Below are 19328 nucleotides of genomic sequence, written 5' to 3'. Positions count from 1 at the left end.
CTCAGTCCACCCCCGTGTAGACGCTGATGACCTCCGGGTCGGCGGCCACCTGCTCGGGCGGCCCCCGCGCGAGCAGCCCGCCCTCCTGGAGGACGATCATCCGGTCGGAGACGTCCGTCACCACCTCGAGGTCGTGTTCGATCATCACGAGCGTCAGGTTCTCCTGCTCGTGGAGGTCCGTCAGAAACCGGACCATGTCGTACTTCTCGTCGAAGGTGAGCCCGGACATCGCCTCGTCTAAGAGGAGCACGTCCGGTTCGAGCGCGAGCGAGCGTGCGAGGTCGACCCGCCGACGGATGCCGAGGGGGAGCGCCGAGATCTTCGCGTGGCGGTACTCCCACAGCTCGAGGTAGTCGATGATCTCCTCGACCCGGCGCATGTTCCGGGCCTCCGTCTTCCGCCCGGAGCCGTAGAACAGCAGCGCCTCCAGGAGATTGGGGCGCTCGTGGACCGCGCGGACGGTCATGATGTTCTCGATGACGTCCTCGGACTCGAACAGTTCGAGCCCCTGGAAGGTGCGCCCGAGCCCCCGCCGCGCGCGCTTGTGTTCGGGGAGCCCCGTCACGTCCTCGCCCTTGAAGAATATCTGTCCGCCAGCGTCAGGCGTGTAGAAGCCGTTCATCATGTTGAGGAGCGTGGTCTTGCCGGCCCCGTTCGGGCCGACGATGGAGATCCACTCCCCCTTCTCGATGCCGAGCGTCACGTCGTCGACGGCCGTGACGGCCCCGAAGGTCTTCGAGACGCCCCGACAGCCGAGGATGGCCTCCTCGGGGTCGACGTGCGGCCCCCCTCTGAGCGAGGGGTCCGGTTCCTGTCGTTTCTGTGTGCTCATGTCCACCGTTTGCGTATCTTGTAGTGTCTGATGTCCGTGTAGCGACCCTCCTCGCGCGAGGTGCCGAGGTAGAACTCCTTGATCTCCTCGCGCTCTTTGAGCACGTCCGCGGGGTCGTGCAGCTCCACCTGCCCGTTCTCCATGACGTAGCCGTAGTCCGCGATGTCGAGGGTGCGTTTGGCGTTCTGGTCCGCGATGAGCATGGTGATATCCTCTTGCTCGTTGATCTCGACGAGCGTCTCGAAGATGTCCTGCACCAGCATCGGTGCCAGTCCCAGCGACGGCTCGTCGAGCAACAGGAGTCGCGGCCGGTGGATGAGCGCCCGCGCGATGACGAGCATCTGCTGTTGGCCGCCGCTCGCGTACCCCGCCTTGAGGTTCATGATCTCCTCCAACTGCGGGAAGTACTCGAACGCGATCTCGTAGTCGTCCTCGTCGAAGCGGAAGCGGTCGCCGCCCCGGTAGAGACCACACCGGAGGTTCTCCTCGACGGTGAGGTCCTCGAACACCCGGCGGCCTTCGAGGATGTGGGTCACCCCTCGGTCCACCATCTCGTTCGCGCCGAAGTTGGTGGTGTCCTCGCCGTCATAGCGGATGTGGCCACGTGAGACCTCGCCCCGCTCCGTGCGGCCGATGCCCGAGATCATCTTCAGGACCGTGGACTTCCCGGCCCCGTTCGGGCCGAGCAGCGCGACGATATCCCCCTCGTGGGCCTCCATCGAGAAGCCCTGGACGGCGAGGAAGTGCCGGTCGTAGACGATCTCGACGTTGTCGAGCTCGACGACGGGGGGTTCACCCTCGCGGGCGGCCGTCTCGGATTCCGAGACCGTCATCGCTAGATCCAGTCGTCGCGGCGCGGGAGGTCGACGGTCGTGTCGAACGAGAGCGAGCCGTCGGTGACCTCGTAGAGCCGGCCCGTCATGGTCGGTCGCCGGTCGTCCTCGGCGTAGGTGAAGGGCTCGGCGAGCCCCCACACGTCCCAGTCGTCGATGGCGAACATCCCCTGTCGGACGTTCTGGCCCTTGGTCGGGTCGGTGCCGGCTTCGACCGCGCCCTTGATCCCCTTCATGACGAGCAGGGCGTGGATGACCCCACGGACGTAGTTGAGGTTCGCCACCTCGTAGTTCTCCTTCGAGCGGCCCTCGCGCTCGAACGACTCGTTGATGACGGTCGCGCCCTTCCCCGATTCGAGCGCGTCGCCGAACGTCTTGAACGCGTTCACGTAGCGTGCCCCCTCGAACGTCTCGGGGGACTGCTGGACGCGCAGTTCGTCGACGGTGTAGGTGAGCCCACAGACGGTCACCTCGGGGTAGACCGACTGCCGGTCGTTCATCAGCACCTGCATCGGCGCGGCGGTGTTCTGGTGGATGAGATAGTCCACGTCGGCGTCCTTCGCCTTCTTCAGCTGGGTCTGCGCGGAGTTCGCGTCCAGCGGGAGGTTGATGTCGTCGGCCAGGTTCAGGCCGAGTTCCTCGGCGTAGGCACGGCCCCCTTCGACGGGTGACTTCCCGAAGGCGTTGTTCGAGTAGATGAACGCAACGGTGGCCTCGCCGTCGTTGTCCGCAATCCACTTCAGGTGGGCGCGAGCCTGGCTGGTGTAGTCGAGGTTGCCGAAGAAGTTGTACGGCGACTCCTCCGAGAGGAGTTTGTCACTGTACGACGCCGACACGTAGACGATCTCGTCCTGTGCGACCTTCGCGGAGAGCGCCTCCGTGTCGGCCGTCCCCCAGCCGATCATCGCGGGCGGGATGCTGTCGGAGGTGTACTGGTCGTAGTACTGGGACGCCTGCGCCACGTCGTAGGCGTAGTCGTTGTTCGGATGGTTGATGGTCTGCTCGAGCTCGTCGTTCTCGTTCAGCCACGTGATGGCGTCACGGGACCCGACCGCGGTGGGCCGGCCGACGTCGGACGTGCCCCCGGAGATGTCGTACAGGCCCGGCACGCGGATGGAGTTCGAGCCCCCGCCCCCGCCACCCCCGCCCAGACAGCCCGCGAGCGTGGCCGTCGCGGCCAGCCCTGCTGTCCCCTGGAGAAACGCCCGTCGCGTGTGTGGTTTGTTGTCGTGGTTCATTTTGCTACGGGCCAAAATTACCGTCACTGCATTTATCTATTTCCCCGCTCTGCCCCGGAACCCTCCTTGCTTTCACGCCCTTGTCGCCGCATACCCCGGCCGACGCCCGGGAGCCCACCCCTCGCGGTAACCCTTAACCTCCTGGCCATCGACCCCCCGCGTATGTCCGACGACTGTATCTTCTGTCAGATCATCGCGGGGGAGATCCCCTCCCGAACCGTCTACGAGGACGACGACGTGTTCGCGTTCCTCGACGTGAACCCGATGTCGCGGGGGCACACGCTCGTCATCCCGAAGGACCACGCCCAGCGGATCGAGGAGCTCCCCGAGGACCAGCGGGCGGCCGTGTTCACGACGCTCGGCAAGCTCGCCCCGGCGGTGGAGGCCGCGGTCGACGCCGACGGTGTCAACATCGGCATGAACGACGGGGAGGCGGCCGGTCAGGAGGTCATGCACACCCACGGGCACATCATCCCCCGGTTCGAGGGTGACGGCGGCGGGGCGGTCCACTCCATCGTCCAGACCTACCCGGAGCTCTCCGACGAGGAGTTCGACGAGGTCGCCGCGGCCATCCGCGAGGCGCAGTAGCTATCGCTCGGTCGCCTTCACCGCGACGGGGTTGATGGGAGCGCCCGACGCGCGCTCGACGTTGAGCGGTGCGCCCGTCAACAGGAACTCGTAGATCCCGTCCTCGGCGCAGGCCGCCGCGAGGTCCTCCAGCCAGAGGATCTCGTTGAGGTAGACACCGAGGTTCCGCAGGAACGCGCCGTGTAACGGGATGACGTAGGTGTCGCCGTCGATGACCTGCACGACCTTCTCGACCGCGAGGTTGTCCGCACCGATGTAGGGGATATCCAACTCGGCGACCCACTCGACCAGCTCCTCGCTGAAGACGATTCCCGGTTCGTTCAGGGGAGCCCACTCCGCACCGGGGTCGCGGGTGCGTTCGACCGCACCCGTTCGAATCACGAGCAGATCACGTTCTCGAATGTCGGTCCCCTGCGCCTCGGCGGTCGCCTGGAGGTCGTCGATGGTGATGCCGTACCCGAGCGGGAGGCGGTCGTTCTCGTCGGCGACGTCGAGGTGTCGACCGACGTCCAGCAGCACGGCGCGGCCGAAGAGGCCGGACTCGGCGGGGGCGGACACCGCGGCCTTTCCGAGCCCCTGCGTCTCGGAGACGGGGACGAGCTCCTCGGGGTCGCCGTTGTCGGGGAGGGCGTCGCGGCCGTCCGTGCCGAGGAGCGTCGTCTCGAACGTCTTGGTCTCCTCGGTCGAGGAAGCGGGATACCCGTTGTAGATCTCGTCACCGTACCACGCGTGGCCCAGCGCATCGAGATGTGTCGTCCCCTGCAGGAAGGCGCTCGTGACGAACTTGTCGTCGACGAAGGCCATCCCTCCGGCGAGCGGAGAGCCCCCCGTGGGTGTCGTGTTCGTCCGCCGAGCCGGCGTCCGGGGTGGGAACGCCGGGTCGCCGGTGTCCGTGCTCGGCCAGTCCACCGCCCCGTTCGGGAAGACGACCTCGGGCTGGTCGGGGTCGGGGTTGATCACCTCGCCGGTCATCGAGAGCTGCAGCGAGAACCGTTCGATGCGTTTCGCCCCACGCTTGGTAGCAGCGCGCATCCCGGCGAACATCTCCTCGCTCCCGAGGAGGTTCAACGCACCGAGCTCGTCGTCGTCGCCCCACCGGTCCCAGTTCGTCGGCAAGTCGGCGAACAGGGTTTCGATGTCGCCGGAGGTCTCGGCGGCGACCGACCCGACAGTCGTCCCCGCTGCGGCGAAGGCGATGGCCGCGCCACACCCGCCCAGAAACCGCCGTCGTCCGTCGTCGATGCCACAGCCACAGTCGTGGTCGTGTTCGTGAGTCATGGTCGTCGGTCGTGGACTGCCGTGTGATGTGACAGCACACACCGCTATTTTGACTGTCAGCGAAATAAAATTACCTCTCGATCCAGCAGAGAGGAATTCTCTCGATCCTGGAAACGACAAATTTCGACTCACAACGTGATGTTTTTAATGGACTGGGAACCAGCCTCGGGTATGAGCACACACCGGACGCTCGCGTTCGTCGGCGCGACCGGCGGCGCGGGCACCACGCGACTCACCCTCGAAACCGCCAGCCTGCTCTCGGAGGTCGGGGATGTCTGCGTCGTCGACGCGGCCTTCGACACGCAGGGGATGGCGCGGTATCTCCCCGACCGGCTCGACCCGGATGCCACGCAGGTCGCGCTCGGGGAGGCGTCGCTGGAGGAGGCGCTCGTGGCGTTCGAGGGTGTGGACGTCTGTGCGGCCCGGGCGCCCGTCGAACGGCTCGCCCGCGCGAAGACGCCCGAGGCGGGCGAACGCTACGGCCGGATCATCGAGGGTGCGGCCGACGCGTACGACTTCGTGCTCGTCGACGTTCCGCCGGTCGCCAGCAACCCCGCGTTCGGCGCGCTCGATGCGGTGGCGGCCCGGGCCATCGTGGCTCCGGCCCGCGCTCCCGAGGCGCTCGCCCGGACCCGCGACCGACTCGCGGACATCGAGGCCTACGCGGCCCACACGGTGCTCACGCGCACTGACGAAGGGCCAGCCGACGTTACGCTCCCCGAGGCGCCGAGCGAGGTGCCCGCCGAGACGGGAGCGTTCGCGACGGCCCTCCGGAAACTGACGAACGAGCTGTTCGGCACCGAGTTCACGGTCGAGTCGTCGGACGGCTTCTCGATTTTATAAGAGCTCCCCGAGGTCGCTTCGCGCGTCGGCGAGGGGGTCCACCGGGCGCACCGTCAGCGCTCCCTCCACCGCGTCGCAGGCCCCGGGAATCGGGTCGTGGGTCTCACAGAACACCGCGAGGGCGAACTCCCGTTCGTTCGCGCCCGTCAGCGCGAGCGCGTCGGCTCTGGAGAGGTCGGCGTCGAGCCAGTCGCGAACGATCGCCCGAGCGGTGGGTGAGAGGGGGTTCACGGACTCGCCCAGCAGGTGGAGGGTCTTCGCGGCCGTCGCGGGGGCGACCCCGCCCACGCGCGCGGCGTCACCGACAGAGCGCCCGTCGGCGTAGGCCTCCACGAGCGCCGCGGCGGCCTCCGGCGAGCAGGGGAGTTCGTGGTCGGCCAGCCGGGTCGCGAGCGGGGCGTCCGTATCGTCCACGGCCGCGACCCCGCGGTCACGCTGGCGCGTCGTCACCTCCAGCCCGGCGGCGATGTCGTCGAGCGTCACGTGTTTTCTCGCTCCGGCCTCTGTAAAAAATGTTTGGGGGCGCGAGCGTCACGTACCGGTCACCGGTACGTGTGGCGGCCGAAATCGGCTTCGTTTCACCTGTTGCGTCGGCTCTTTAAGGAGGGTTCCGCGACAACGTTCAGCTATGAGCGCGAACGCAGCTCGCGATTGCCCCGAATGTGACGGCCGTCTGCGGACCCAGCAGACCGAAACCGTGTGCAGCCAGTGTGGCCTCGTCGTCGCCGAGGACGCCATCGACCGCGGCCCGGAGTGGCGGTCGTTCGCGGACGACGACACCAACCCCAAGCGGACGGGTGCGCCCCTCTCCCGCTCGCGGCACGACCGTGGGCTCTCCACTGAGATCGGCTACTCCTCGCGGCTGAAGGGCCGCAAGCGCCGCCGCGTCGCCCGGATGCGCCGCCAGCACAACCGCTCGAAGATCGGCTCGAAGCGCGAGCGCAACCAGGTGTACGCCTTCACCGAGGTTCGCCGGCTGCAGGGACGGCTCGACCTCCCCGACTTCGTCCGCGACCGCGCGTGCGTGCTGTTCGAGTCGGCCCAGAAGGAAGATCTCGTCCGCGGCCGGTCGCTGGAGGGGTTCGCCGCCGCCGTCGTCTACGCGGTCTGCCGGACGGCGGAGGTGTCGCGCACGCTGGGCGAGGTCATCGAGGTGGCCCGCAGCGACGAGGCCGAGCTGAAAGCCGCCTACGACGCGCTGAACCAGGAGCTCGGGCTCCCGACGGGTCCCATCGACCCGCGGGAGTACCTCCCCCGGTTCGCCTCGAAACTCGACTGCCCGCGTGCGGTGGAGCGCCGTGCGAAGGCGCTCGCGGAGCAGGCGCACGACGACGGGCTCGTCGTCGGGAAGAACCCTTGTGGCGTCGCGGCCGCGTGTCTCTACGCCGCGGCGCGCCGCGAGGACTACCCGCTCACCCAGCAGGAAGCAGCCGACGTGGCCGACGTGACGCCCGTGACGCTGCGGTCGACGTTCAAGAAGCTATAGTCGCGCCGCGAGTCGCGCGAACGGTTCGCTCTCTTCTCCATCGAGCTCCCGAACGGGGAGCCCGTGGCTCGTCGCCTCCCGCACCCGCTCGGACTCGGGAATCGCCACCGCGGGTGCGCCGAAGGCCCATTCGGCGTTTCCGACCCCGTTCGCGCGGTTCACGGCCACCGCGGCGAGCCCACAGTCGAGCTCCCTGGCGAGTGCCCGTGCGCGCAGGGCGTCCGCCCCCGCGACCCGCGTGGGGCGGGTGACGACGAGACACCGGTCGGCCGCGAAGAGCGGGAGCCCCACGTCGGCGCTCAGCCCCGCCGCGCAGTCCACGAGCACGTCGCCGTACTCGCGTTCGACCGCCGCCAGCGCCCCGACCAGCCGCCGGGGGTCGGCCGCCCGGGCGCCCGCGAGCGCCCGCCCGCACGGGAGGATGTCGACTGCACCGGACTCGTCGACGGCCTCGACCGCACACGCGCGCCCCGCGAGCACGTCGTGGAGGTCCGGCCCCCGGGATTCGGGCAGGTCGGCCATCCCCAGGTCCGCGTCGACGACCACCCCACCGAGCTCCGCGGCGACGTTCAGCGCGACGGTGCTCTTGCCCACGCCGCCTTTCCCCCCGACGACGGCCGCGATCACGCCAGCCGTCGGAGGGTCTCGATGGGGACCTCCCGCCCCAGTTTCGTCTCGACGGCTGCCAGCCGGTCGCGGAGCGCAGCAACCTTCTCGCGGTCCCGCTCGGCCTGCTCGACCAGCCGTTCGACCCCGGCCAGCCCTCCCGCCTCCCGGACGGCATCGGTCGCCTCCGGCAGCGTCTCGACGGCGGCCAGCGCCTCGACCTGCTCGCCACGTGTCTCGAGCGCCGAGAGCCACGATTCGACGTCCGTGACGCCCCGGGTCGGTGGCTCATCCTCCGCTGGCGTGGTCGTCGGTGGCTCATCCTCCGCTGGGGTGGTCGTCGGTTCCCCACCGTCGCTCGGCGTGCCAGCCACCGGCACCGCGTCCCGCGGTGGCCGGGGGTCACCCAGCGCCCGGACGACCCCCTCGGGGCTCCGTTCGATCTCCTGCTTCTGCTCTGAGGCCGGCTCTGCCGACACGAGTTCCACGGGTTCCTCCCTCGGTGAAGCACGCGTCGCGTACCCCAGTCCCGTCACGCCGGCCTCGACGTGGCCCGCGAACCCCGTCTCGTCCCAGCCGCGCTCGGGGACGCCTCTCGAACGGGGTGGGAGCACGGTCCCGTCGAGCCGGTTCTCGAGGACGATACGGTGGGGCTCGCTCGCGCGGAGCCGGCACTCCACGTAGGTGACGCCGTCGATACGTCGCGTCTCGGTGGTGAGGTCGGGCATGGGGACGCTGGTCCCGCCCTCCTACAAAAGGATGACCGGGGAGCCGAGCCAGTCGCGGGCCGCGGTGGGCGAATCGAAGTGGTCCGTCGCGAGCACGACCGGGGCGTCGAGGGGGGCGAGCCGCGCGAGCGCGAGCCGGGCCGTCGCGTCGGTCGCGTCGGCGAGGCTGTCCGCGGCCGCAGGGCCCGGCGCGCGGGCGACGGCCGCGTCCACCCGTGGTCGGAACTCCCGCTCCAGCGAGGCCCGCGCCTCGCGCTCGAGGTTCCCGATTCTATCCTCGAGTTCGAGCCGCCGCGCCCGCGCGTCGTACCCGTCGCGGGCGCGCTCCCGTTCGCGGGCGAGGGTCTGTTCCGCGGCGGTGCGGTCCGTCTCGGCCTCCGAAAGTTCGCGGGCCACCTCACGGAGCGCCGTGCGGGGTTCGTCGGCGTCGAGCCCGGCCTCTCGGCGTGCCTGTACCCGCCCGCGAAGGGTCGCGGCGCGTTCGCGCAGCCGGGCGACGTCCGTGCCGGCCTCGGCGACGGCCCGGCGTGCCGCCCGGAGGTTCGTCCCCGCTGCCTCTGTCGTCGCCAACGCCTCCCGGCACTCCCGGAGCGCGTCGTCGTGCGGTGAGGTGTGTCCCCGCGCCCGTGCGACGGTGGCGATGGCGACACGGCGGTCGAGCGGCCGGGCCGCGACGAGCCCGATCCGTTCGTGACACGCACCGGGTTCGTACCACTCACGTACTAGCTCTGCGACCGCTCGCGGTCTCACAGCTCCCGCTCTTTCAGCCGCGCCGGGTCGGGGTGGTCGGTCCCCCGGGCGAACAGCCGGTAGGAGGTGCTCGCCGCGTCACGGGACTCGTAGGCCGCGGCGGCTTCCCGCACCGACTCGGGCGCGTCGGCGTACTCGTTGAACGGTTCGGTGCGCTCGACCTGCACGTCGTCCGGGTGCTTCTCGCGGAGCCGACACGCCAGGAACGCGCCGTGTTCCGTCTCCTCCAAGAGGGCAGCGCGCCCGAACCGCCGGACGACGGTCTCCTCGTGGCTGCGACAGGCGTTCCGGAGGGTGGTCCGCGCGCTTCGCGAGTACGTGACGACGAGCAGCACATCCCTTCTCGCTCACCCGACGGAAATAAAGTTTATTCCACGCGTTCGATATCGAAATCAGGGCCGCCATCGAGAAGGCCACGGACCCGCTCCCGGGCGCTCGCCATCGAGGGGGCGAGCACGACGGTGGTGTCGATGTCGTCGCCCGTCGCGCGGTAGGCGTAGAGCTCCCCGTCGAAGTCGGTCGCGTAGGTGCGGAGGGTCCCTCGGACCTCGCGCTCGAGCCCCGCGAGGTCGGTCTCACCGTTCTCGAAGGCGGCGAGCGCGTCCTCGATGTTTCGGAGGGCACTGATGCGGTCCATCAGACGGCCCGGAGGTGGTCCATGTTCGGCTCGTAGATGTCGCCTTTGTTCTTGAGCTTCTGGATCTCGTGTTCGGCCTTCGACTCGTCCATCCCGATGGCCTGCGCCCGCTCGATGACCTTGTCGATGGGCGCGCCGTCCTCGTACTCCTCCTCCAGCTCCTTGATGATGCCCTTGATGTTCTTGATGCGGTCGCGCTGGCTCTTCGAGGTCCCGGCCTCCACGATGTCCGCGTCGAACTCCCCGGTCTCGGGGTCGACGCCGATCGCCTCCAGCGAGTCGCGGACGATGCGGATGACCTCCTCGGCGTCCCGCTTCTCGACGGTGTCGGAGAGCCGAACCCGCGCGGAGGCCTCCGCGAGCCGCACCAGCGCCTCCAGCTTCCGGGCCGTCACGGGCACGGGGGAGTCCTCGTCCTGTCCCCGCGCCCGGAGGTCGACGTAGAAATCGCGGATGGCCTCCTTCGCCTCCGGCGTCATCGTCGGGTAGCAGTGCCGCTTGGCGTAGGCGATGTACTTTCTCAGGAGGTCGGCGTCGATGACCGGCGTCACGTCCTGGCTCACGTCGTCGACCTGCTCCTGGGTGATGTTCGAGGTCGCGTTGTTCTCCCGGTGGGTGAACAGCTCCCCCGCGTAGTTCGTGTTGATGATGTGCTCGGCGAGCGCCCTGTCCTCCTCCTCGTTCGGGTCGTCCGTCACCGTGAAGATGAGGTCGAACCGCGAGATGAGCGCCGGCTCCAGGTCGATCTGCTCGCCGATGGGCTCGTACTGGTCGAATCTCCCATACTTGGGGTTCGCCGCGCCCAGAAGCGAGCATCTGCTCTTGAGGGTGGCGTTGATGCCTGCCTTGGACACCGAAATCGAGTTGTGGAGGACGACGCCCTGACTGACGAACGTGTTCGTCGGCTCCACGGTCACGTCGTAGACCCACTCGGTCGCGTACTCGCCCTCGTTGGGAACCGTCTCCACGTCCGTGACCCGGTAGTACCGGAGGTCACACCGCGCTTCGAGCGCGTCACACCGCCGTTCTGCTTCCTTGAGTGCATCGAGAACGGCCGCTCTCGCCCTGTTGGCCAGCTCCCGTCGGGTCTCCGCGTCGTAGCCACCGTCCTCGGCGTAGTGGACGCGACTCGTCGTCACGCCGTCCAGTCGCTCGGCGAGCTCGCGTCCGGACCAGTCCACCGCGTTACGAATCGACGTGAGGTCGTCGGCATCCGTGATGGCCTCCCGTACCTCGGTCACCCGTGCTCTGATCTCCTCGAGCTGGTTCGAGACCGTCTCGACCTGCACACCGAACCCCTCGTCCAGAGTCGAGCGGAACTGACCGGTCAGCGAAAGCCCGACCAGCGACCGGAGATCCCTGATTTCCCGGGCTGCACTCGTCGGTAGCACGTCGTGGTGGCGTGGAATCGCGTTGCTCCGTTCGACGAACGCCTGCGCCTGCTCGTGCCGGTCGTCGGCTGGCTCGACGACGGTCTCGACGAACCGTTCGGTCGAATCCCCCATCACGTACACTTTCCACGAATCCCCCGCCGTGTCATGGTGAATTCGTGACGCGACACCGATCTTCGAGAGTGCATCGGCGTAATCCTCGGCCAGCCCTTCAGAGGCGGTCGAGAACGACATCGCCTCGCTTTCGACCCCACCGTCCCCCGCGAAGGCACCGACGAGGAACCGTCGGATGTGTTCTTCCGAGGCTCCGAGAACACGAGATGGAATGCGTTTGTCCCGTGCGGTGTGCATGAACTCGGGGAAGTTCGACTCGAACCACCGGTAGAGCTTGGTCGAGACCCAGCGCTGGGTCACCGTCCCGGCCGCGTTCGTTGCGTCGGTGCTCGACAGCCCGAACTCCCGGGTCATCAGGTCGTCCATCCGCGCGAGCAGCCGCTCGTCCTGATTCGAGAACCCGATCTCGTGTGACGACCCGGCGTAGGAGTGGCCTTCCGCGGTGAGGAAGCCGAGAATCTCCGCGAGGTCTTCGCTCAGCTCGTCGGGGAGGTCAACATCCTGTTCCTTGCCGATGTGAGGCTCCCCATCGAGTTCGACGCCAGCTGCCGAGTTCGGGAGCTTCCGTGGTGCCGGAACGAACGCGCCCTCCTCGATGTTTCGCGCTTCGGCCGTTCCGACCTCTCCTCCCACATCCGCGAACATCGGGTGTTCCGGCGTGACGAGGACATCACGGCCGTTGGAGAACGTCACCCGAACGAACTCGTCGGGGGCCTCGTGTCGGCTCACACGGTCGACCGGTTGCTTGGTCGTCTCGTTCGTCTCCAGGTCGACCGAGTGGATCCGTACGTCGTTGAGTGGGAGGATTTCGCAGTTCACCCCGTCGACAACTTCGTCCGGCCGCTCGGCCATCGCGCCGTCGACGAAGTCCCCGATTTCGACACGGCGACCGTCCGCGAGCAACACCTCCGAATTCGGGTGGTACGACTGCTGTTCGAGCGCTTCATGCATCGCCGAGCGGTCCTCGGAGTTGTGGACGATCATGCCGTTTGCGACGAAGTTGTGTGTATCTTCAACCGTGATGTCGTACACCCGGTCATACGCAGTATCTTGGACTTGCGTGACCCGCTCGACACGTCCCAGGTCGATATCTCCGTTGTCATTCACGTATTCATCAGTGTCTGTCAGTGCCGTCCCCCCATCCGCCGCGCGGTTCCAGTCCGAAGACGGCACGTACACTTGGTCACCGGGCGTGAGTACCTCCGCGGGCTTCTCCACTCGCTCGCCGCCCTCGAAGACGAAGTACGGGTGGTCTGCCGTCGAGGTCACCACCTCGCCGGTCTGCAACGTCACCTCCGTGAGCGTCTCGGGGGCGTCGTACTCGTGAACGGCCGTCACCGACCGTTTGACGAGCCGTCCGTCGTCGGTCATCGTCCACGCCTCGGCATCGACATCCCGAATTGTCCGGCCGTTCGGGAGGTGTTCGATACTCCCGCTCGCCGCGGCTTCCGCGGCGAAGTCACGGATCCGCATCGTTCGGTCCCCGAGCTGGATTCGCGTATCTCCGGTCACACAGCGCATCTTGTCCAGCTCGTCCACTGCCGCAATCCCCCGGTCGGCGAGCACGAGCGCCCCGGCTTCGAGCGTCCACTGCTGGCCGTCGCCGAAATCGTCGCGAACGGCCGCGGCCGTATTGTGTGTCACGACGCCGTTGCCGACGAAGTTGTGGGTCTCCGGCACCGTCAGGTCGAAGACCTCCTTCTCGCCCGTATCCACGGCCGCGACGACCTCGTCCCAGCGAAGGTCGGCGTCTACTGCCTCCTCCACCAGCGATTCGACGGCACCCAGATCGCGGTCTTCCAGCATCGCGCGGGCCCGTCCACGGCCCGGATCGTCGCCTCGGTTGATGTTCTGATAGTACGGTCCGCCCGGCCCATCGACAGCTGCCAGCGCACTCCCCACGGGAATCTTGTCCGCTCGTCGTTCGGCATCGCCGACGATGGTGTCGAGTGCGGCCCGTTTTTCGGGGAGCTCGAAGCCGATTGCGTCGGCGTACCGGTCGATATCTGCTCCGTAGCACTCGACGAAGTGCTGGACGTGTTTCGACTCGATCGTCTGCCCGTTCGCTAGTTCGTACGTCCCGCGCCGGTCGCGTTCACGCGTCCGTGCGCGAACTCCGTACGTTTCGAGCATCAACTGGACCTGCCGGGCGAGTTCCTCGCTGATCGTCGAGAACAGGACGCTCGACCCGCCGTTCGTGCGGGCCGAGACGGCCCCGTCGGCGTCCATCAGTCCGCGCAGGAACGCGTCGGCGTGTTCGGCCGTGGTCAACGATGGGTCGAGTGCGAGATCTGCCTTCGGTGACTGCATCCCCGCGTTGGCGAACAGTCGCGCGATGGTGGCGCTGTGAATCCGGATACACGGCACTCGGTCGTCCTGATACTCGATGTCGACCTGTTTGTCGAACGTACGAGCGACGATGTCCGCGGCGCGCTTGAGCAACGTCTCGTCGCCGTTCGAAATACGGACACAGCCACGGTTGCCGTCCCGTTCGTCGAGCGAGATATCGCCGTCTCCGAACACGAGCCCGAGCAGATACATGAGCTCGTCGTCGAACGTCTCGGGGAGCGTGATGCTGTCGCCGTGACGGAGCATGAGCCGGTCGAACTGCAGGTCGTCGCGGACAGCCCCGATTGCCTCGAGTATCCGATCGAGCTTTTCGAGAGGTACGTGCCGGTTCGCGAGCGAATCGTAGATGAAGTCCTCGGAGAGGGCGAGGGCTGCGGCCGCATCACGGAGCGTCCCGAACTCGCGATAGAGGCCCTCACGGAGGAACTCGACGGATTCGTCGGCGAGCTGCACCTTCTCGGTGGTCAACTCGAGGTAGTCACGGACCCGGGCGGCCGATCGGTCGAGCTTCCCGTATCGAGGGACTGCGACGTACTCACCCGATTCGACCTCGGAGATCGCCTTCCACTCGATCCCCCCGTCACCGCAGGTGAGAACCGGGGTATTGACCGACGCCTCCAGCTCCTTCCCGTGGCTCGTCTCGATGCGCCGACACGGCTTCTTCGGCATTCGCCAGACGTGCGACGAACCCCGCTGGACGACCGTCCCGGCTTCTCGGTCGAACGTGTGTATCCCGAGTTCGAAATCCGCTTTCGTATCCTCAGTAACGGGGTTGGGGTGTCTCTGCCGTGCGAGCTCCCGAATCTCTTGGAAGCCGTCTTCCGTGTGTATCAGGGTATCGCCGGTGACGCAGAGCCCGGCACTCGACGACCCCTTCCCGGAGGTGTACACCGACCGGGGGGCGAGTTTCCGGACGTACTGAAGGAGCTGGGAGTTGTGTGAGACGACGTTGTTCGAGAGGTAGTTGTGCGTTCCCTCGATTTCGAGGTCGTACACCCAGTCGTACTCGGGTGTGACGGGTTCGATGTCCTCGATACCGTCTGAACGGACACCTCGAACACTACCGTTCTGCGTTGAACGGACCGGTTGCACACCGCTGATTGTCCCACCATCCGTTACAGCTGGCCGTGGGTCACTCACGAGAACGCCCCGACCAACATCGAGATTCTCAGCACGAATTGCACGGGGACCGCTTGGCGTTTCCACGAATAGCGGATGCGATGGCGTCACTTCGATCTCGTACCCCGTCTCGGTTCGAATCCGATACATCCGCTCTGGAGCTTCACGCTTCCACACCTTCGTCGCTCGTCGCATCGAAAGGGTCCCATCCGATTCCATCGACGGAACCTCGAAATCGACCTCGTCGTACACGCCGTCGTCTATCGGTGTCGGGTCGGTCAGGTTCGACTCCACGAGGTTGCGGATTTCGACCTCCGAGCCATCCGCGAGCGTCACTCTCGTATCACCGCGAACGCACTTCCCGGTACCGGGGTCCCCTATCAGGAGCATGTGCAGGTCCCCCCGAATCCGGGAGCCGTCGGGGAGGTTCTTCGTGACGCCGGAGAAGAGCTGGAGGATGATGGCCATCTTCTGCTGTTCGTAGCCGAAGATGGAGGGGGCCATCGAGCCGACCATCTTCTCGTAGATGTCGGGGTCGTTCGAGAGCTCGATGATCTCGCGTTTGTCCTCCTCGGTGATGTCCATCTCCTCGAACTCCTCGTCCTCGATGACGATGGAGGAGCCCTCCATGTGGAAGTCGAAGAACGTGGACTTCTCCTGTTTCGAGCCCTGCTGTTCGAGGTTCAGGATGCCCGTGACGGTGACGTGGTCGCCCGCGGTGACACGCCCGGTGATGTCGTCCTCGATGTGGATGTCGATGCTCTCGGGCGTCTCCCCGCCCGACAGTCCTTCCGGGGACTCCTGGACCCGGAGCTTCTGTGCGTCGACGAACTTCGACTGGTCGAAATTTATCTTGAACGGCCCCTGTCGCTCACAGCCGTTACACTGGTGGGGCTCCTGGAAGTCGCCGTCCACCTGCGGGACGTACGTCTGGGTGCCACAGCGCTGGCACTCGAAGGCCGCCTCCTTGATCTTCGGGCGTACCCCCGTCGCCTTCCGGACGATGCCCTGCACGGCGATGAGGTCGCCGACGTGGTCCGCGCGGATGTTCCGGATTCCCGTCGACGAACCGATGTTCTGGATGCGGACGTGGGCCTGCCCCAGTTTCACGTCCACCGGCAGGTCGTAGAGCCGGAGCGCCTCCTCCGCGTAGTCGCGCATCTGCTCCGGCTGCGCGATGAAGTCGTCGGCCATGTCCGGGTCGAACCGGTAGAGGTCCTGCCAGTCGACGTAGAGCGACCGCTGCTCGTTGGGGTATTTTTGCGCCAGCTCGCCGATCTCGTTCCGATAGTAGGTACGATAGAACTCCTCGAATCGGTCGATGATCTCGGCGTTCTCGGGGGTGGCCATCTGCTGACGGGGATTGCGCGTACTCTCCTAAGAAGGTTCGCAAAGCGGGGTGGAAGTGCACCCCCACGGACGGCGTGTCGCGGTCGGCTCCGGACCCATCTCTCCCCGGAATACTTCAGCTGTCGCTACCCCACGGGTCCCTACGGCTCCTCGAACGCCCGCGCCTGCATCTCGATATACCGCCGCGACCAGCGGAGCGAGAACCGATGCAGTCGTTCCGTGGCGCTGTGCCACACCCCTACGAGCGTCGCGACCGGCCCACGACGGGACCCACCGGTCGGTCGTTTCCGATAACTCATGTGTGTGGTAGTATGGCACGGTGTGTCATAAAAGTTCATGGCTGGGACCGCTGGAGACTCGCTCCGCGCGTCCGGTCTAGTCGGCGCTGTTGTGATCTTCGGTGGCTGACAAGAGGCGAGTGATGACTGCAGAGCGTCGCTGAGCAGTGTGGTGCGAACGATTTCCGGGAGTGGTGCCGGTGGATAGACGACCACCGGTAGTCGGGTCGGTACCGACCGCTCGACCCGGTAGATCGGCAGATGGCGACAGATGTCTCCCCGCGGTGGGAGATACAGAGCGTACGTTCAGCACCGCCCAAGTGCTATGGGAGACGAACGACAGTCATATTATATGGGCGTAGATTCAACGCGACCCCTGGTCTCACGGGAGTCGATTATCGGTGGGGTGATTGGGGGGATCGTCCACGCAGGTGTGGCAGCGTTTCTCTGGAATTACTGGCTCGACAATCTGGGGGAAATCATCACGAGTAAACCGCTTAACGGAGCCTATATCATCCTTGGAACGTTCCTCCTCGGATTCGTCCCAGTTCTGTTCTACGTCAGTGCGAAGGTCATCTCACCCGCTATCATCGTCTCTGTCTTCCTGCTCCTTTCAGCATTCGGCTCGTGGCTGGCGGGCCCAGTTCGTGCCCCGTCTGCTGTGCCGACACCATTCGCGCTGTATCTCCTCTTCTGGGTTGGCATCGTCGCCCTCGTGGGGGTGACCGGTGGACTGGAGTATCGTCGGGAACATCGAGCCACAGATTGACCTGAGTCGAACCAGCCACTCGCCAGCCTCCGCAGAACGTGGGACCGCTCGGATTGTGAACCACAGTCGCTCCTTACAGTCGCTCCCTGATTCAAATCCGCGTCGTCCATTTCGACGCGAGCTGGGAATTACTCACACACGCCTCGCTATCGCTCGGCGGTGTTCGTTGTGGCTCGCGTCGAAAATGGGACCGCTCGGATTTGAACCGAGGTCACAAGCACCCAAGGCTTGAAGTATACCAGGCTAACCCACGGTCCCGTATCCCCACAAACCCAATCGCCGAATAAAAGGGATTCGCTATAGACCGTACAGCAGCATGATACCGCCAGTCGTGACCACGGCGAACAGGAGCTGGAGTGGCGTCCCGACCTTCACGTAGTCGGTGAAGCGGTAGCCACCGGGACCGTAGACGAAGAGGTTCGTCTGGTAGCCGACGGGGGTCATGAACGCGGTGGAGGCCGCGAAGGTGACCGCGAGGACGAACGCGTAGGCGCTGACGCCGAGGTCCTGAGCGACGCGGAAGGCGACGGGGAGCATGAGCACGACGCTGGCGTTGTTCGAGATGACGTTGGTGAGTGCGGCGGTGACGAGATACATCAGGCCGAGGACGGCGACGGCGGGGAGCGCCCCCGAGGCCATGATGACCAACTCGGCGAGGAAGCGGGCACCGCCGGTCTGCTCCATGGCGATGCCGAGCGGGATGACGCCGGCGAGCAGGAAGACCACGTCCCACTGGACGGCGTCGTACACCTCGGTGGGCTTCAGACATCGGGTGACGACCATCGCGAGCGCGCCGGCGAGCGCGGCGACGACGATGGGAATCGGGGTGAGGGCGGCCGCACCGACGACGGCGGCGACGATGCCGACCGACAGCAGGATCTTGTCCTCCCGGAAGTCGGGGCGCTCGACCTCCTGGGCGACGATGAAGTTTCGGTTGTTGGAGAACCGGTCGATGGACTCCCCGGTCGCCTGCACGAGCAGGGTGTCACCGACGCGGAGCTGGGTGTTGTCGAGTCGCTGGCGGAACAGTTCGCCGCCACGCCGGAGGGCAAGCACGGTCGCGTCGTACCGCTGGCGGAAGTTGACTGAGGTGAGCGTCTCGCCGGCGAGGAACGAGCCGGGGGCGACGACGAGTTCGACGAGGTTCTGCCCGCCCTCGGCCTGTTCGAGTTCGGCCTCGTCCACCTCGACCTCGGGGACGAGGTCCAGCCCCTCCGCGTCGAGGAGGTCGACGAGCGTGTTCCGGTCGGTGCGGACGGCGAACACGTCCCCGGCCTGGATCGTCTTCGGCGCGAGGGGCTCTAAGAAGACTTCGTCGTCCCGGATGAGCTGGAGGAGGTCCACGTCGAATTCGGTCTCCTCCAGCGCTTCACGGATCGTCTGGCCGATGATGGGCGAGTCCTCGCGCACGACGACCTCGGTGAGGTACTCCGCCATCTCGAACTCCTGGGTGAGGTCGTCGCGCGGGCGGATGCGCTCGGGGAGGAGATACCGGCCGACGGTGAGCAGGTAGGCCGCACCGAAGACGCTCACGAGCAGCCCGAGTGCCGTGAACTCGAACATCGAGAACGGGGCCTGTTCGAGGCCCAGGTCGGCGGCGATGGCCGACGCGAGGATGTTCGTCGAAGTACCGATCACCGTGAGCATCCCGCCGAACATCGAGGCGTACGACAGGGGGATGAGGAGCTTCGAGGGCGAGGTGCGCCCCTCGTGGGCGAGGTCGGTCACCATCGGGAGGAGGATGGCGACCGCCGCGGTGTTGTTGATGAACCCGGAGATGGGGCCGACGATGCCGATGGTCGCGCCGAGCTGGCGCGTCTCGGAGGTCTGGGTGTAGGCCGCGACCTTCGCCCCGAGCAGCTGGATGACGCCCGTCCGCTGGACGCCGTCCGAGAGGATGAACATCGCGAGGACGGTGAGCGTCGCGGTGTTGGAGAAGCCCGAGACCCCCTCTTCGGGGGTGATGAGCTCCACGGCGCCCGCGATGAGCCCCGCGTCGGCGAGCAGCCCGGTCACCGGCCCGACGAGCATCAGGGTCACCATCACGCCGATGGCGGTGATGTCGACCGGGACGGGCTCCGTGGCGAACAGCGCCAGGGCCGCGAGGATGATGCCGAACACGAGCACCATCCCGACGGT

17 protein-coding genes and 1 tRNA gene are annotated in these 19328 nt (G+C 66.7%); 4 read left to right on the top strand and 14 right to left on the bottom strand.

Annotated elements, in window-relative coordinates; all coding sequences use genetic code 11:
- Position 1 precedes the first annotated feature (1 nt).
- From ACQUQR_RS11300 to ACQUQR_RS11290, 3 genes are read right to left on the bottom strand one after another with little or no spacing between them, the layout of a single operon-like run.
- Positions 2 to 832, bottom strand: coding sequence for an ABC transporter ATP-binding protein (locus tag ACQUQR_RS11300; RefSeq protein ID WP_435196582.1), 831 nt, complete (start codon positions 830 to 832; stop codon positions 2 to 4).
- Positions 829 to 1665: an ABC transporter ATP-binding protein gene (locus ACQUQR_RS11295; RefSeq protein ID WP_435196581.1), complete on the bottom strand. Its 837-nt coding sequence runs from the start codon at positions 1663 to 1665 to the stop codon at positions 829 to 831. Before ACQUQR_RS11295 ends, ACQUQR_RS11300 begins: the two co-directional genes overlap by 4 nt.
- A gap of 2 nt (positions 1666 to 1667) precedes the next feature.
- On the bottom strand, positions 1668 to 2903 hold the full coding sequence (locus ACQUQR_RS11290; RefSeq protein WP_435196580.1) for an ABC transporter substrate-binding protein: 1236 nt from the start codon (positions 2901 to 2903) through the stop codon (positions 1668 to 1670).
- Between the two features lie 162 nt (positions 2904 to 3065).
- Between ACQUQR_RS11290 and ACQUQR_RS11285 the strand changes: the two genes are divergently transcribed.
- Positions 3066 to 3491, top strand: a complete 426-nt coding sequence (locus ACQUQR_RS11285) for an HIT family protein (RefSeq protein ID WP_435196579.1) — start codon at positions 3066 to 3068, stop codon at positions 3489 to 3491.
- On the opposite strand, the gene ACQUQR_RS11280 is transcribed toward ACQUQR_RS11285, so the two are convergent.
- A complete protein-coding gene (locus ACQUQR_RS11280; protein WP_435196578.1) occupies positions 3492 to 4769 on the bottom strand; it encodes a cyclase family protein in 1278 nt (425 codons plus the stop codon).
- Positions 4770 to 4940: 171 nt separating this feature from the next.
- Between ACQUQR_RS11280 and ACQUQR_RS11275 the strand changes: the two genes are divergently transcribed.
- Complete coding sequence (locus tag ACQUQR_RS11275; RefSeq protein ID WP_435196577.1) at positions 4941 to 5612, top strand: ParA family protein; 672 nt, start codon at positions 4941 to 4943, stop codon at positions 5610 to 5612.
- Here the strand turns inward: ACQUQR_RS11275 and ACQUQR_RS11270 are convergent.
- Positions 5607 to 6095 carry a hypothetical protein gene (locus ACQUQR_RS11270; protein ID WP_435196576.1) on the bottom strand — a complete coding sequence of 163 codons (489 nt, stop codon included), beginning with the start codon at positions 6093 to 6095 and terminating at the stop codon, positions 5607 to 5609. The genes ACQUQR_RS11275 and ACQUQR_RS11270 overlap by 6 nt on opposite strands.
- A 145-nt stretch (positions 6096 to 6240) precedes the next feature.
- Here ACQUQR_RS11270 and ACQUQR_RS11265 point away from each other — a divergent pair, with 145 nt between their 5' ends.
- Complete coding sequence (locus tag ACQUQR_RS11265) at positions 6241 to 7098, top strand: transcription initiation factor IIB (protein ID WP_435196575.1); 858 nt, start codon at positions 6241 to 6243, stop codon at positions 7096 to 7098.
- On the opposite strand, the gene ACQUQR_RS11260 is transcribed toward ACQUQR_RS11265, so the two are convergent.
- From ACQUQR_RS11260 to ACQUQR_RS11230, 7 genes are all read right to left on the bottom strand, one after another.
- Positions 7093 to 7725: a MinD/ParA family ATP-binding protein gene (locus ACQUQR_RS11260; protein ID WP_435196574.1), complete on the bottom strand. Its 633-nt coding sequence runs from the start codon at positions 7723 to 7725 to the stop codon at positions 7093 to 7095. The two genes, ACQUQR_RS11265 and ACQUQR_RS11260, sit on opposite strands and share 6 nt — an antisense overlap.
- Positions 7722 to 8432, bottom strand: coding sequence for a hypothetical protein (locus ACQUQR_RS11255; RefSeq protein WP_435196573.1), 711 nt, complete (start codon positions 8430 to 8432; stop codon positions 7722 to 7724). The genes ACQUQR_RS11260 and ACQUQR_RS11255 overlap by 4 nt, the downstream gene beginning before the upstream one ends.
- Before the next feature lie 21 nt (positions 8433 to 8453).
- Positions 8454 to 9182, bottom strand: a complete 729-nt coding sequence (locus ACQUQR_RS11250) for a hypothetical protein (RefSeq protein ID WP_435196572.1) — start codon at positions 9180 to 9182, stop codon at positions 8454 to 8456.
- Positions 9179 to 9517 carry a hypothetical protein gene (locus tag ACQUQR_RS11245; RefSeq protein WP_435196571.1) on the bottom strand — a complete coding sequence of 113 codons (339 nt, stop codon included), beginning with the start codon at positions 9515 to 9517 and terminating at the stop codon, positions 9179 to 9181. The genes ACQUQR_RS11250 and ACQUQR_RS11245 overlap by 4 nt, the downstream gene beginning before the upstream one ends.
- Before the next feature lie 32 nt (positions 9518 to 9549).
- Positions 9550 to 9819, bottom strand: a complete 270-nt coding sequence (locus tag ACQUQR_RS11240; protein ID WP_435196570.1) for a hypothetical protein — start codon at positions 9817 to 9819, stop codon at positions 9550 to 9552.
- Entirely contained in the window at positions 9819 to 16142 is a 6324-nt protein-coding gene (locus ACQUQR_RS11235; protein ID WP_435196569.1) for an LAGLIDADG family homing endonuclease, read from the bottom strand. The genes ACQUQR_RS11240 and ACQUQR_RS11235 overlap by 1 nt, the downstream gene beginning before the upstream one ends.
- A 140-nt stretch (positions 16143 to 16282) precedes the next feature.
- Positions 16283 to 16441 (bottom strand): hypothetical protein, encoded by a 159-nt coding sequence (locus ACQUQR_RS11230; RefSeq protein WP_435196568.1) that lies wholly within the window; start codon positions 16439 to 16441, stop codon positions 16283 to 16285.
- A 331-nt stretch (positions 16442 to 16772) separates the two neighbouring features.
- On the opposite strand from ACQUQR_RS11230, the gene ACQUQR_RS11225 reads away from it, so the two are divergent.
- Positions 16773 to 17189, top strand: a complete 417-nt coding sequence (locus ACQUQR_RS11225; RefSeq protein WP_435196567.1) for a hypothetical protein — start codon at positions 16773 to 16775, stop codon at positions 17187 to 17189.
- Positions 17190 to 17374: 185 nt separating this feature from the next.
- On the opposite strand, the gene ACQUQR_RS11220 is transcribed toward ACQUQR_RS11225, so the two are convergent.
- Together ACQUQR_RS11220 and ACQUQR_RS11215 are read right to left on the bottom strand one after the other, a co-directional pair.
- A tRNA-Pro gene (locus tag ACQUQR_RS11220) sits at positions 17375 to 17447 on the bottom strand.
- A gap of 39 nt (positions 17448 to 17486) precedes the next feature.
- On the bottom strand, positions 17487 to 19319 hold the full coding sequence (locus ACQUQR_RS11215; RefSeq protein WP_435196976.1) for an SLC13 family permease: 1833 nt from the start codon (positions 19317 to 19319) through the stop codon (positions 17487 to 17489).
- Positions 19320 to 19328: the final 9 nt, after the last annotated feature.

This window comes from Natronomonas sp. EA1, assembly GCF_051195035.1.
Classification (GTDB): domain Archaea; phylum Halobacteriota; class Halobacteria; order Halobacteriales; family Haloarculaceae; genus JBNTJV01.
Note: the sequence above shows the minus strand (reverse complement) of the source record. Positions and strands in the feature narration are given on the sequence as shown.

Bases quoted from the DNA above. Each gene is read 5' to 3' on its own strand.
- ACQUQR_RS11300 (WP_435196582.1), bottom strand. From the start codon at position 832: ATGAGCACACAGAAACGACAGGAACCGGACCCCTCGCTCAGAGGGGGG.
- ACQUQR_RS11295 (WP_435196581.1), bottom strand. From the start codon at position 1,665: ATGACGGTCTCGGAATCCGAGACGGCCGCCCGCGAGGGTGAACCCCCC.
- ACQUQR_RS11290 (WP_435196580.1), bottom strand. From the start codon at position 2,903: ATGAACCACGACAACAAACCACACACGCGACGGGCGTTTCTCCAGGGG.
- ACQUQR_RS11285 (WP_435196579.1), top strand. From the start codon at position 3,066: ATGTCCGACGACTGTATCTTCTGTCAGATCATCGCGGGGGAGATCCCC.
- ACQUQR_RS11280 (WP_435196578.1), bottom strand. From the start codon at position 4,769: ATGACTCACGAACACGACCACGACTGTGGCTGTGGCATCGACGACGGA.
- ACQUQR_RS11275 (WP_435196577.1), top strand. From the start codon at position 4,941: ATGAGCACACACCGGACGCTCGCGTTCGTCGGCGCGACCGGCGGCGCG.
- ACQUQR_RS11265 (WP_435196575.1), top strand. From the start codon at position 6,241: ATGAGCGCGAACGCAGCTCGCGATTGCCCCGAATGTGACGGCCGTCTG.
- ACQUQR_RS11255 (WP_435196573.1), bottom strand. From the start codon at position 8,432: ATGCCCGACCTCACCACCGAGACGCGACGTATCGACGGCGTCACCTAC.
- ACQUQR_RS11240 (WP_435196570.1), bottom strand. From the start codon at position 9,819: ATGGACCGCATCAGTGCCCTCCGAAACATCGAGGACGCGCTCGCCGCC.
- ACQUQR_RS11235 (WP_435196569.1), bottom strand. From the start codon at position 16,142: ATGGCCACCCCCGAGAACGCCGAGATCATCGACCGATTCGAGGAGTTC.
- ACQUQR_RS11230 (WP_435196568.1), bottom strand. From the start codon at position 16,441: ATGAGTTATCGGAAACGACCGACCGGTGGGTCCCGTCGTGGGCCGGTC.
- ACQUQR_RS11225 (WP_435196567.1), top strand. From the start codon at position 16,773: ATGGGCGTAGATTCAACGCGACCCCTGGTCTCACGGGAGTCGATTATC.
- ACQUQR_RS11215 (WP_435196976.1), bottom strand. From the start codon at position 19,319: ATGGTGCTCGTGTTCGGCATCATCCTCGCGGCCCTGGCGCTGTTCGCC.